We start from the raw sequence: 13259 nt of genomic DNA, 5'->3' as shown, positions 1-13259 counted from the left end.
TGTTTCTGCGGCTGATTATAGGCGTTTTGCCTAATGAAAAAAGAGATTATTATTATCCATTTGGATTAGATTAACTAATGTGATTGGCGTGGGTGGGATCTTTATATAGCCCATTAAATCAGGCTTATTTATCGGTTTCATTATTGATGTATGAGCTGAGTCACAAGTTGATTCTGTCTTTTTTCTAAGGTCAGTATTGATGATATATGACGTTTTAAAACAGAATGTGAAAGGGCATGAATCTGACGCTGAAAGTTATGATAAACCTTGAGTTTACTAGCAATTCTGGTTGTTATTTTGAGAGCGTGTTTGCTTGATCTAAATCAACTAAACGGCAGTCGGTTAAATTTTGAGCGATATTTCTTGATATTCGTCAAGGAAAATTGTGCGATAAATTCATTGAGACCAATCACGAATGTAAGTAATATTAGCAATGACTTTATTAGCTGTAGCTTAACAACAAATTAACTAATTTGGTACAGGATCGCAACATATCAAGGATGCCGTTATTTTATAACTAACGAGCAACCAGGAAGGTGAATAATTGCGGTTATGTTAGCTACTTTGCTACGCCCAACCATCGGTACACTTGTTGTTGTACTGTCGCCATTCAGCCTGGCGAAAAAAGGAGTTCTCAATGTTCACTGATATCGTCGAACTATCGCGGTTACAGTTCGCATTAACTGCGATGTTCCACTTTTTGTTCGTCCCTTTGACTCTTGGTCTTGCATTTTTGCTTGCCATTATGGAGTCAGTTTACGTAATGACCGGAAAGCAAATCTACAAGGACATGACCAAGTTCTGGGGTAAGCTTTTTGCGATCAACTTTGCCCTTGGTGTGTCCACGGGTCTTACCATGGAGTTTCAGTTCGGTACTAACTGGGCTTACTACTCTCACTACGTTGGTGATATTTTCGGTGCGCCTTTGGCTATCGAAGCACTTGTTGCCTTCTTCCTTGAATCTACCTTAGTTGGCCTATTCTTCTTTGGCTGGGATCGTCTATCTAAGCGTCAGCACCTTACTGTCACTTGGTTAGTTGCTCTTGGTTCTAACTTCTCGGCGCTATGGATTCTGGTCGCGAATGGTTGGATGCAGAACCCTGTTGGTGCAGAGTTCAACTTCGAAACCATGCGCATGGAAATGGTAAGTTTTGCGGAAGTTGTTCTTAACCCAGTTGCGCAGGTGAAATTTGTTCACACTGTTGCATCAGGTTACGTAACAGGTGCGATGTTCGTTCTGTCTATCAGTTCGTACTACATCCTAAAAGGCCGTGATATTGCGTTTGCTCGTCGTTCATTTGCGATTGCAGCTGCATTCGGTATTGCATCTATTTTATCTGTAATCGTACTTGGTGATGAATCAGGGTATGAGCTAGGTGATGTTCAGAAAACTAAGCTAGCGGCGATTGAAGCAGAGTGGCATACAGAAGAAGCACCAGCCGCTTTCACGCTGTTTGGTATCCCGAACCAGGAAACGATGGAAACCGATTACGCGATTAAAATCCCATACTTAATGGGCATTATCGCTACCCGTTCTATCGATACTGAAGTGACTGGCTTACGTGATCTGAAAGACGAGCACGAAGTACGTATCCGTAACGGTATGGTTGCTTATGGTTTACTCGAAAAACTACGTGCTGGTGAACGAACGCCAGAAAACATTGCAGCATTTGACGCGGTGAAACACGATTTAGGCTATGGCTACTTGGTTAAGCCATATGCTGACAATGTTGTTGATGCAACCGATGAGCACATTTCACAAGCTGCTGATGACTCAATCCCAACAGTATGGCCGTTGTTCTGGAGCTTCCGTATCATGGTTGCTTGTGGCTTTATTATGCTTGGTATTATTGGTGCTGCATTTATTCAGTCTTGCCGTCATAAGATCACTGAAAACAAATGGGTTCTGAAAGCAGCATTATACGGTTTACCGCTGCCGTGGATTGCTATCGAAGCTGGTTGGTTTGTCGCTGAGTATGGACGTCAACCATGGGCAGTTGGTGAAATCTTACCGGTGTCGATGGCCGTTTCACATCTTCAACCGTCAGATGTTATTACCTCATTAATTGCAATTATTGCTCTTTACACAGCGTTCCTAGTTGCTGAGATGTACCTGATGATCAAGTTTACTCGTCTAGGTCCAAGCAGCTTGAAAACAGGCCGCTACCATTTTGAACAGAACGATTCAGCACAGAATGCAGTTTCGCGTCAAGTTGAAGTATAAGCAGGGAGTACTGAGCAATGTTTGAATATGAAGTATTGCGATTCATCTGGTGGGTGTTGATCGGTGTGTTATGCATCGGCTTCGCTGTGACCGATGGGTTTGATATGGGTGTTGGTGTGCTGTCTCGCGTTATCGGTAAGACAGACTCTGAACGACGAGTAATGATCAACTCAATCGCCCCGCACTGGGATGGTAACCAAGTATGGCTTATCACTGCTGGTGGTGCGCTATTTGCAGCTTGGCCTCTGGTTTATGCGACGGCATTTTCCGGCTTTTATTTTGCAATGATCATAACGCTAGCGGCACTTTGGTTACGTCCAATTGGCTTTGACTACCGTTCTAAAATTGAAAACCCACAGTGGCGTGAATCATGGGATAAAGCGATCTTTGTTGGTAGCTTTGTTCCACCCGTTATCTTTGGTGTTGCGTTCGGTAATTTACTTCAGGGCGTACCGTTTGAATTAAGTGAGTTTTTGGTCCCGACCTACAAAGGATCATTCTTTGGTTTGCTTAACCCGTTTGCATTATTATGTGGCATCGTCAGTATCTTAATGATAACGACCCAAGGTGCTGCTTATTTGCAAATGAAAACCACTGACGCTCTTCGTGAGCGTGCTCGTCGTGTTGCGATGATCACCTCTGTCGCGACTGCAGCGTGTTTTGCGATTGCTGGTATCTGGGCTCAGAGCATTGAAGGTTACGTAATTACTTCGGAAATCATTAAGGATGCACCTTCAAATCCACTAACGAAAGAAGTCATTCGTCAGTCTGGTGCGTTATTTAATAACTTCGATGCTTACCCACTATTGTGGATTGCGCCTGCTCTAGCGGTATTTATGCCTCTTCTGACGTTACTACTGTCACGTGCTAACCGTTGTGCATTGGCATTTGTTACCTCAAGCCTAACAATGACTGGTGTGATTTTAACTGCGGGTTTTGCATTATTCCCGTTCGTAATGCCATCAAGCCTTGTACCAGCACACAGCTTAACGATGTGGGATGCAACCTCATCTGAGCTAACACTGAACATCATGACTGGTGTTGCTGCGGTAATGGTACCAATCGTTCTGGGTTACACATCATGGTGTTACTACAAAATGTTTGGTCGCCTTGATACCAAATATATCGAAGACAACAAGAACTCACTGTACTAAGGAGACTGACTATGTGGTATTTCGCTTGGATCCTGGGTGTGCTGCTTGCTTGCTCGTTCGGTATCATTAACGCGTTGTGGCTAGAAGCGACAGAAAATATGGATAAAGAGACCGGTGAGTAATCTCAATCTCTGGGTGAAGCGTGTTCATCAGTGGGTAGATTTCACTCTACTGCGGTTGTTGGCATTAATGATGTCATTGGCTACAGCTGGGCTGGTGATTTGGGAACCTACACTCTTTGCTCAGGCGATTGGCGGATTTGGACCTGTGATCTCGCCAGCCTTGATATGGGCATCATGTGCAGCAATGGTCTTCGGCGTTGGGTTTGTCCCGCACCGTTGGTACTGGCAGGTATTTTTTACCCCGTATTTATCATTGCCAATTTTGCTTTATATTATGTGGCTTCGCTTAGGTTGATAGCAGTGGCTATTATGACTAAGTAATAAGTTAAAAATTGAAAAAGCCCAGTGCAGCCATGCACTGGGCTTTTTTTAGGTGACTAAAAATCAGTCAAAGAATGATGAACTATTCATACCATGATTTATTCATGAGCGGGATTAAGTGACCGAGACGTCAAAAAATTGAATGTTTTGTAAGTGTTCGTCACAGGATAATTCCATTCTGATAAGCAATTTAGGTATAGTAAGCCACAAACTGTAGATACCTGCATGATTGATTCTAAGTAGGTAGCCACGACAACGTAGGAAATCATGACCGAAGACAATGCCTTTGAATGGCCAATAACGGTTTATTACGAAGATACGGATGTAGGTGGGCTTGTTTATCATGCCAACTACATTAAGTTTTTTGAACGAGCCAGAACTGAACTCTTCAGAAGTTATGGTGTCAGTCTTAACGACCTATTTGCTTCTAAAGCCAGCTTTGTTATTCGTCATATAGAGATTGACTACTTCAAAGGTGCCAAGCTGGACGAACAATTAGTTGTAAAGACATGGACGAATAATATACGTCGTGCCTCTATCGAGTTCTGTCAGGTTTTAGTTAACAATGAGGGGCTGATATTGTGTAAAGCACTGATTCAGGTAGCCTGTGTGCATCCTGATACCCTGAAACCTATTAAGATTCCAGAAAAAATTATGTCGGAGATATCTAAGTGAACGCTGAACTTTCGATTTTAGACCTATTTCTGCAGGCGAGCCTGCTAGGTAAGGTTGTCGTGCTTATTTTGGTGGGCATGTCTGTTGCATCTTGGGCCATGATTATCAAGCGCTCTCAAGTACTATCGCAGGCAAAGACGAATGTGGAGCGTTTTGAAGATCGGTTTTGGTCTGGTGTCGACCTATCGCAACTTTACCAAGAAGTTCAGGCTCGTAAAGATAGCCTAACGGGTACAGAACAAATTTTTCATGCGGGCTTTAAAGAGTTTGCTCGTCTGCATCGCAACAATGGCAAGGCGCCAGAAGCGGTCATGGAAGGCACGGGGCGTGCTATGCGTGTTGCCTTATCGCGCGAAGTGGAAGAGCTTGAAACTAGCCTGCCATTTTTGGCGACCGTCGGTTCAATTAGCCCGTATATCGGCTTGTTTGGGACAGTGTGGGGGATCATGCACGCCTTCATCGCACTTGGTGCGGTAAAGCAAGCGACGTTACAAATGGTTGCTCCGGGTATTGCTGAATCATTGATTGCAACGGCTATCGGTTTGTTTGCCGCGATCCCTGCCGTTATGTTTTTCAACAAGCTGACAAATCAAGTGTCAAAGCTTGAGCACGATTATGCAACGTTTATGGAAGAGTTTTCTAGCATCTTGCACCGCCAGGCGTTTGCTGCTCACCAGGAGTAAATTGCATGGCCTATCAACGCAAAAAGCGTAAAATAACTTGTGAGATCAATGTTGTACCTTATATTGACGTGATGTTTGTATTGCTGATCGTCTTTATGGTCACCGCGCCATTTATTACCCAAGGGGTCGATGTCGATCTTCCGGCCACCGCGACAGCCCAGACGGCTGCTGAATTGATCGGTGAAAATAGCGATAAGCCACCGATCATTGTGGAGGTGAGTCAAGATGGCAATCTTGGTTTGAGTGTCGATGATCAGGATATGATCCGTGGGCTTGGGCTTAATGATCTACTGACGCGAGTACGTGCTGAATTGCAGCTCAACCCTGAATCCACCGTACTTGTGGGTGGGGATGCTCGTGCACCGTACTCATATATTATTGAGACGCTCGATGCGCTAAATCAGGCTGGTGTTGGATCTGTTGGCTTGATGACTGAGCCTCTGGAACAGTAAATAGGCGGGTAGGATGAAGAAGAACGACTACAGTGCCGCCGTCATTATTTCGTTACTTATGCATGGTTTACTGGTCGCAATGCTGTTGTGGGGTTCGGATTTCGTTATGACAAAACCCGAACCGGCGGGCAACATTATCAAAGCGGTAGTTGTTGATCCGGCGTTGGTAAATCAACAAGCTCAGCGTATCCGCCAGCAACGAGAAGCGGCAAAGCAAGCTGAACAAGATCGCTTAAAGCGATTAGAGCAGCAAGCAGCAGCACTAGAACAGCAGCGTCAAAACGAAGAGCAACGGTTACGCCAGCTAAAAGCGGATAAGTTAAAGGCTGAAAAAGCCGCGCGAGATGCAGAAGAAGAGCGTAAACGTATTGCAGTCGAAAGAGAGCGTGCCGCGGAAGCAAAGCGCAAGGCTGATAATGAAAAACGTAAAGCCGATGAAGCGGCTCGTGTTGCTCGCCAACAAGCTGCTGCAGCGGAAGCAGAGCGTAAAGCAAAGCAAGAAGCAGCCCGCCAAGCAGAAGCTGAGCGGAAGAAGCAAGTTGAGCAACAGCGTCAAGCCGAAGCCGCCAAGCGTAAGGCTGAAGCCGAAGCGAAGCGAGCGGAAGAAGAACGCCAAGCTCAGGTAGCAGCGAAGAAAAAAGCCGAAGCAGAAGCCCGACAGGCTGAAGCTGCACGTAAGGAAGCGGAGCGTAAAGCCGAGGTTGCACGCGAGGCTCAACGGCAACAAGAAGCAGCATTGAACGATATGTTTGCTGGGCTTGAGGCTGAAACTGAACAGCGTGGTGGAGCGAGGGGACAATTTGTTGCTGATGAAACCCAGCGCTATGGCGCTATCTATACTCAGATGATCCAACAAAATTTATTAGTAGAGCGTAGCTTTATTGGTAAAGAGTGTGTGATACGTATGCGCTTATCAGCGAACGGATTGGTACTTGATGCCTCTGAAGAAGAAGGTGATCGTAACTTATGCCGAGCAGCGAAAGCGGCGGTGGTAAAAGTTAGCCAGTTCCCGATGCCAGAAGACCCTGCAGTAATCGAAAGGTTGCGCGGTATTCGGTTGATTGTAAGCCCACAATGATGAAGGAGTTGTTATGAAACGTTGGTTAATGGGCTTGTGTATTGCTCTTCTGAGTTTTAGCCAAGTAGCACAAGCTGAATTGGAATTGGTCATTACTGAAGGTATTGATTCTGCACGACCGATTGGGGTAGTGCCTTTCCAATGGGAAGGTGAAGGCAAAATGCCGACTGATATATCGGCAGTTGTTGCTTCTGATTTACGTCGAAGCGGTAAGTTTTCGCCAGTGGCAACGAGCAAGATGCCACAAACCCCATACGGTGAAGAGCAAGTTAACTATAACGCATGGACATCGCTTGGTGTTGATGCGCTGGTTACAGGGAAAGTTAGTTTAAATGCCGATGGTAACTACGTTATTCACTACCAGCTTATTGATTTGGTACGTGGACAGTTAACCAGTGGTGAGAGCCGTGGGCTTGAAAATGGTGAGCTAGTACTAACGAAAGATCATCTGCTAATCAATAGCCGAGCAACGGTAAAAGAAGCGCGTTTACGCCAATTTTCGCACCGTATTTCTGATAGGGTTTATGAAAAGCTGACTGGTGAAAAAGGGGCTTTCCTAACGCGTATTGCGTATGTAGTGATTGATGATAAATCCCAATATCCATATCAATTACGAGTGGCTGACTACGACGGATACAATGCCCAATTAGTGCTGCAATCTCAGCAACCATTGATGTCACCCGCGTGGTCGCCTGATGGCAGTAAATTGGCTTATGTGAGCTTTGAGAACCAACAAGCCCAGCTGTTTATTATGGATATTTATAAGGGCACTCGCGAATTGGTGACCTCATATCCTCGCCACAATGGTAGCCCTCGCTTCTCGCCTGATGGTAAAAAACTAGCGATGGTCTTGTCAAAGAGCGGTAGTTTACAGGTTTATATTAAAGACCTAGAAACTAAAGAGCTGACGCAGATTACTCGAGGCCGAGCTAATAATACTGAAGCATTTTGGGATCCCTCTGGCGACTCGATGATTTTCACCTCAGACAGAGGTGGTAAACCACAGATATATCGAGTAAATTTAGCTGATGGTTCGACTAAGCGCCTTACGTGGCAAGGAAGTCAGAATCTAGGTGGTCAATTGACACCAGATGGGAAGTTTTTGGTGATGGTTCATCGGTCTGATGCTGGTTATAACATTGCGAAGCAAGATTTAAAAACCGGTGCTGTACAGATTTTAACAAAGACATTTTTGGACGAATCACCAAGTATTGCGCCAAACGGCGGCATGGTGATTTACAGCTCAGTGAATAATAAATCGAACGAGCTGTCATTAGTGTCGATTGATGGACGATTCAAAGCAAGGTTACCTGCAACGAACGGTCGGGTGAGGGCTCCAGCTTGGGGACCATTCCTGTAAATTCGAGCATTTAGATATAAAAAAGGAAAAAAGAAATGCAACTGAATAAAGTTTTAAAGGGACTGGCAATTGCGCTGCCAATGTTTACTCTTGCGGCATGTAGTTCGAGCGAAAGCACTGATAGTTCTGCGGCTTCTGAAACAAATACTGGTACAGCAACTGAGCAGTCAACAACAGTTGCAACACCTGTTGACTCAGGTTCTGCAGCACTTTCTGAGCAAGAGCTACGCAGCCAAGAGCTACGTCAAGAGCAAACAATTTACTTCAAATTTGATAACTCTGAGATTCAACCAGACTATCAAGAGATGCTAACAGCACACGCAGATTACCTACGTGATAACACAGCTGTAAAAGTAATTGTTGAAGGTCATGCTGATGAGCGCGGTACGCCTGAGTACAACATTGCACTGGGTGAACGCCGTGCAAATGCTGTAGCAACGTACCTTCAGACTCTGGGTGTTTCAGCTAGCCAAATCTCACTAGTTAGCTACGGTGAAGAAAAGCCACTAGTACTTGGCCACACTGAAGCTGATTATGCGAAGAACCGTCGTTCGGTTCTTGTTTACTAATCGAAGGTTAACATTATGAACAGTAACACAATGCGCTCTATCGCATTAACGTTGCTGGTTGGTGCGGCGACCCATGTGGTCGCCGCACCTGCTCCTGTTACTGAATTAAGTGGTAACAGTGCGCAGGGCGGTAGCCTAGAACGTCTGGAAAGGATGATTGAGGCTCGCAACCAAGTGCAGCTGGGTATGCAGCGACAGTTGGATCAGCTGTCAACCGAAATGGATGAATTACGCGGCATTGTTGAACGTAATAGCCATGACCTTAGTCAAATGCTAGAACGTCAGCGTGAACTGTATCGTGACGTGGATGCGCTCAGTCGCCAACCGCAAGCGAAGTCTGCAGCTACGCCTGCAGAAGAAAGCAAATCGTCTGAAACCTACTCCAGTAATTTAAGTGAAAACGAAGCTTACGAGTCTGCCGTTAACTTGATCTTAAAAGAAAAAGATTACACGGGAGCAATTACTGCATTTAAAGGGTTTCTCACCACGTACCCTGAGTCTGCCTATAAGCCAAATGCACATTACTGGCTAGGGCAACTTTTCTTTACTCAAAGCCAATTACCTGAAGCCGACGAGCAGTTTAAAGCTGTAGCAAGCTTTAGCGATTCCAACAAGCGAGCAGATGCCTTGTTGAAGTTGGGCATTATTGCTGAGCGTAGTAAGAAAACAGAGGAAGCGAAGAAGTATTACCAAGAGGTGATATCTAGCTACCCTGATTCAACGAGTTCGCGACAAGCAGCAAACAATTTGAAGCAGCTCTGATCTAATTCAAGTATTTGAATTCCTGCACCTCTGTTGAGGTACTTAAAAAGGCCAGTTTTCTGGCCTTTTTTGATCCGTGCATCTTAATGAGTTTGCAGTGTATAATGACCGGATTGGTATAAGGACAGCAGACAGAGCAATTGAGCCATGAGCCTAACATTTGACCCTTCAGAAATGGTTTACCCGTTTCCACCTAAGCCGACCCCGCTGACTGTCGATGAACAGCAGACGTATAAAGCTAAAATAAAAGCATTGCTTGCGGAAAAGAACGCAGTGCTTGTCGCCCACTACTATACCGATCCTGAAATTCAGGCATTGGCAGAAGAGACTGGTGGTTTTGTTGGTGATTCGCTTGAAATGGCGAAATTTGGTAACCAACACCCAGCACAGACTCTGGTGATCTGTGGGGTGCGATTCATGGGTGAATCAGCAAAAATATTGACACCAGAAAAGCATGTTTTGATGCCAACATTAGAGGCTGAGTGCTCGCTCGATCTTGGTTGCCCTGCTGATAAATTCTCCGAATTCTGCGATGCACACCCTGATCATATGGTTGTGGTATACGCAAATACTTCCGCGGCAGTTAAAGCCCGTGCTGATTGGGTTGTAACTTCAAGTATTGCATTAGAGATTGTTGAGCACCTTGATAGTGAAGGTAAAGATATCATTTGGGGGCCAGACCGCCATTTAGGTTCTTACATTCAAAAACAAACGGGTGCTGACATGTTGTTGTGGCAGGGTGAGTGCATCGTACATGATGAATTCTCGGCCAAAGCGCTGCGTGACATGAAAAATGTTTATCCAGATGCGGCTATTTTGGTGCATCCAGAGTCACCTGCGAGTGTTGTTGCACTGGCTGATGCTGTTGGCTCTACCAGCCAACTGATTAAAGCGGCGAAAGAACTACCGAACCAGCAGCTAATTGTGGCAACAGATAAAGGCATTTTCTTTAAAATGCAGCAAATGGTGCCAGGCAAAGAGCTTATTGAAGCACCAACGGCGGGTGCTGGCGCGACTTGCCGTAGCTGCGCACACTGCCCGTGGATGGCAATGAATGGCCTGAAAGCGATTGAGCAAAGTTTGCGTGTTGGTGGTGAGCAGCATGAAATTTTTGTTGATGAAGCATTGCGGGTTAAATCATTGATCCCACTTAATCGTATGCTGGATTTTGCGGCACAGCTGCAACAGAAGTAGTCACTTACGGTTACACCCTAATTGATATATGAAAAAGGCGACCTCAGGTCGCCTTTTTGCTTTTTGTGCGATTATCGCGAGGTATTATGCTTCTTCAACGATTGCATGTGCGCGTAGCGTTAAGCCCGCTAGCATGGTTGGCACTGACGTATGAATCTCTTCGAATTGTGCCAACCCATCAGCGCCTTCTTGAGACAATGCTTCCATCGCGTTCTCTGGATCATAAAGCAGGCTGAAACAAAGCAATACACCCCCTAACAGGGCATTGTCTTCGCTATCCTCTGGCATGATTGTATCCCAGTCGTCACGTGCTAACTGCCAGCCTTGTAGTAGGCCTTCAGAGAATTCACGCGTTGCTGCTGAGACAATCTCTTTATCGTCGAGTGTACAGCCTTCTGGCCACTGCCATGTACCGGTTAATAGGGCTTCTCGGCTTTCATTCCATAGATTGATGATCGCGTTAGCGTACGCTTCAAGATCTTCTTGGCTTGTGAATGGTGAGTTTTCTTCTCCACCCCACATGAAAGCGAGCCACTCGCTAGGGTTAATTAAATGCGGAGCAGCAGCCATTGCAACAACAAAGCCATTGGTTTGGGCTTCAGAAAGCAGTTGCTCAGCCAGTTGCGGATTATTTAGCAACTCACGTAAAGATGAAGACATAGGACTCTCTCAGGATAATAGGATCACTCAATAGTGGCAGTTAGCGGCAACTATTACTGTTTTCGTTTAGCGTTATTGTAACAGGCTGGTATCAAGGGTGTTAGTGCTGGAAGAGGAATCTAGCTAGTTGATATAAATATGAACATTTAAGACAAACCTGCTTGTTTATGATTGACTGTTTATCATTACCACCTTATATTACACGCCTTGTTGAAATCTTAAGTTTCAACCTACAATTTGGTGAGTTGTCCGAGTGGCTGAAGGAGCACGCCTGGAAAGCGTGTATACGGCAACGTATCGAGGGTTCGAATCCCTCACTCACCGCCATATTTTAAAAACCGCCTATAGGGCGGTTTTTTACTATCTAGCATTTATGTTTTGAATTTCTTCAAGCAAAAATTACCTATCCCCCCCTTTTTTATTTTTCATTATTTTCTTAAAAAACAAACCGTACGCCATTTTAAATAATCATTTGATTTCATTGTGTTGCAGTGGAGTAAAAGCTCTATCGTGGCGATTGTATTAACACTACCATAGTAAAAACAATTACTTAGTTAGTGTTTTTAGAATTTTCCACTTAACAATTTTGTCGTTGAATATTTGATATATAGAATAACGTTCTGTAAATTGCCGCCATAACGAATGACTCGCAACGCGAGCTAATACGCTACCCAAAAACAAAAAAGGCTAGCAAGAGGCGGAAATACATGAAGAAAAAGCAAGTAGTAGTGGCGCTAAGTTGTTTAGGGCTTTGGAGTGGCTATACATCGGCTGCAGGCTTTCAAATTGCTGAGCACTCCGGCTCAGGTTTGGGTAGGGCATTTGCTGGTGAAGCTGCGATTGCTGACAATGCAGCGACGCTAGCCCGTAACCCAGCATCGATAAGCTTACTGCAGGGAACTAACGTTAGTGCTGGTATTGCTTATATCGATCCGGACATCCAAATTGAATTCAGTAAAGGCACGACTGTTGATGCATTTGAAAGTGAAGCTGCGCCACCGGCTTTTGTGCCGAATTTCTTCTTAACTCACCGAGTCAATGACAAATTATCTGTCGGTGTAGGCTCTTATGCTGACTTTGGCCTTGCGTCTGAATACAGCGATGAAGTGAACGAAGACTTTGGTGTAATAGCCGGTGATACCTCTGTAACAGTCATTAACTTGAATTCAAGCATTGCCTATGAAGTGACAGATCAGCTATCGCTTGGCGCCAGTGCGAGTATTTTATTAGCTCATGCTGAACTTAATCGTTTTTCACCGATTGCAGAGCTGGTCACAGGTGGTGATACCAATGTGTTTGCCAACCTAGAAGGCAACGGTATCGGTTTTGGTTATAAGCTGGGGGCACTATATCAGCTGAATAATAACCACCGTTGGGGCTTTGCTTATACGGGGGCTTCTGACATTCAAATGGATGGTGAATTCAGCGGCGTTCAAATGAATACCAGTAACGGCTTGTTTGATTATGTTGAAGGTGCCGATGGTGAGCTAACACTGAGTTTACCCTCTATTATGGAGCTTTCTGGCTATCACCAGCTCACCAATAAGTTTGCGGTTCATTATAGCTGGGTTCATATCGGCTGGAGCAGCTTCCAAGAAATTAAGGCAACCTCAAAGGGCGATGAGTGCAGCACAGCAGGTGAGGGCGATAAAGTTTGTCTGCAAAAAGCGGAAGAGTGGAAAGACTCAAACCGTTACTCAGTTGGTGCGACCTATCAGATTAATCGCAATTGGACCGTTCGTTCTGGTATTGCCTACGATGAAACGCCAACCGACCAGCATGTTACTGCCAGTATCCCTGACTCTGACCGTATTTGGTATTCCGCAGGTCTGTCCTATTACCGTGGCTCACACCAACTTGATCTTGGTTTAACTTACCTTGAGGGTGAAACGGGTGACATTATTGAAGAAGAGGGACTCTTTTTCAAAACCACGACCAGTACCGCCATGATATACGCCCTGCAGTATTCGTACTCCTTCCAGTAATACTTTGCTCTGCGCTGAGA

General features: G+C 45.1%; 14 protein-coding genes and 1 tRNA gene. 14 read left to right on the top strand and 1 reads right to left on the bottom strand.

Annotated elements, in window-relative coordinates; genetic code table 11:
• Positions 1–637 precede the first annotated feature (637 nt).
• The 12 genes from cydA to nadA all read left to right on the top strand — a co-directional run bounded on the left by cydA (position 638) and on the right by nadA (position 10594).
• A complete protein-coding gene (gene cydA, locus L4D09_RS01675; RefSeq protein ID WP_428455750.1) occupies positions 638–2224 on the top strand; it encodes a cytochrome ubiquinol oxidase subunit I in 1587 nt (528 codons plus the stop codon).
• Positions 2225–2241: 17 nt separating this feature from the next.
• Complete coding sequence (cydB, locus tag L4D09_RS01670; RefSeq protein ID WP_428455749.1) at positions 2242–3378, top strand: cytochrome d ubiquinol oxidase subunit II; 1137 nt, start codon at positions 2242–2244, stop codon at positions 3376–3378.
• A gap of 11 nt (positions 3379–3389) precedes the next feature.
• The gene (gene cydX / locus L4D09_RS01665) at positions 3390–3500 is read left to right on the top strand and encodes a cytochrome bd-I oxidase subunit CydX (RefSeq protein ID WP_428455748.1); all 111 of its coding nucleotides are present in this window, start codon (positions 3390–3392) and stop codon (positions 3498–3500) included.
• Entirely contained in the window at positions 3493–3795 is a 303-nt protein-coding gene (ybgE, locus tag L4D09_RS01660; protein WP_428455747.1) for a cyd operon protein YbgE, read from the top strand. Before cydX ends, ybgE begins: the two co-directional genes overlap by 8 nt.
• Positions 3796–4088: 293 nt before the next feature.
• Positions 4089–4496: a tol-pal system-associated acyl-CoA thioesterase gene (gene ybgC, locus L4D09_RS01655; protein WP_428455746.1), complete on the top strand. Its 408-nt coding sequence runs from the start codon at positions 4089–4091 to the stop codon at positions 4494–4496.
• Positions 4493–5179 (top strand): protein TolQ, encoded by a 687-nt coding sequence (gene tolQ / locus L4D09_RS01650; RefSeq protein ID WP_428455745.1) that lies wholly within the window; start codon positions 4493–4495, stop codon positions 5177–5179. The genes ybgC and tolQ overlap by 4 nt, the downstream gene beginning before the upstream one ends.
• Before the next feature lie 5 nt (positions 5180–5184).
• Positions 5185–5631, top strand: a complete 447-nt coding sequence (locus L4D09_RS01645; protein ID WP_428455744.1) for an ExbD/TolR family protein — start codon at positions 5185–5187, stop codon at positions 5629–5631.
• Between the two features lie 13 nt (positions 5632–5644).
• Positions 5645–6709 carry a cell envelope integrity protein TolA gene (tolA, locus tag L4D09_RS01640; RefSeq protein WP_428455743.1) on the top strand — a complete coding sequence of 355 codons (1065 nt, stop codon included), beginning with the start codon at positions 5645–5647 and terminating at the stop codon, positions 6707–6709.
• A 13-nt stretch (positions 6710–6722) separates the two neighbouring features.
• Entirely contained in the window at positions 6723–8069 is a 1347-nt protein-coding gene (gene tolB, locus L4D09_RS01635) for a Tol-Pal system beta propeller repeat protein TolB (protein WP_428455742.1), read from the top strand.
• A 35-nt stretch (positions 8070–8104) separates the two neighbouring features.
• Positions 8105–8638: a peptidoglycan-associated lipoprotein Pal gene (pal, locus tag L4D09_RS01630; protein ID WP_428455741.1), complete on the top strand. Its 534-nt coding sequence runs from the start codon at positions 8105–8107 to the stop codon at positions 8636–8638.
• Positions 8639–8653: 15 nt separating this feature from the next.
• The gene (gene ybgF, locus L4D09_RS01625) at positions 8654–9400 is read left to right on the top strand and encodes a tol-pal system protein YbgF (protein ID WP_428455740.1); all 747 of its coding nucleotides are present in this window, start codon (positions 8654–8656) and stop codon (positions 9398–9400) included.
• Between the two features lie 147 nt (positions 9401–9547).
• Entirely contained in the window at positions 9548–10594 is a 1047-nt protein-coding gene (gene nadA, locus L4D09_RS01620) for a quinolinate synthase NadA (protein ID WP_428455739.1), read from the top strand.
• An 84-nt stretch (positions 10595–10678) separates the two neighbouring features.
• Here nadA and L4D09_RS01615 read toward each other — a convergent pair whose 3' ends face one another.
• Positions 10679–11254 carry a UPF0149 family protein gene (locus L4D09_RS01615; RefSeq protein ID WP_428455738.1) on the bottom strand — a complete coding sequence of 192 codons (576 nt, stop codon included), beginning with the start codon at positions 11252–11254 and terminating at the stop codon, positions 10679–10681.
• A 239-nt stretch (positions 11255–11493) separates the two neighbouring features.
• Between L4D09_RS01615 and L4D09_RS01610 the strand changes: the two genes are divergently transcribed.
• Positions 11494–11581, top strand: a tRNA-Ser gene (locus L4D09_RS01610).
• A gap of 380 nt (positions 11582–11961) precedes the next feature.
• Complete coding sequence (locus tag L4D09_RS01605) at positions 11962–13239, top strand: OmpP1/FadL family transporter (RefSeq protein WP_428455737.1); 1278 nt, start codon at positions 11962–11964, stop codon at positions 13237–13239.
• Positions 13240–13259 lie beyond the last annotated feature (20 nt).

This window comes from Photobacterium makurazakiensis, from assembly GCF_050336715.1.
GTDB lineage: Bacteria > Pseudomonadota > Gammaproteobacteria > Enterobacterales > Vibrionaceae > Photobacterium > Photobacterium makurazakiensis.
Note: the sequence above shows the minus strand (reverse complement) of the source record. Positions and strands in the feature narration are given on the sequence as shown.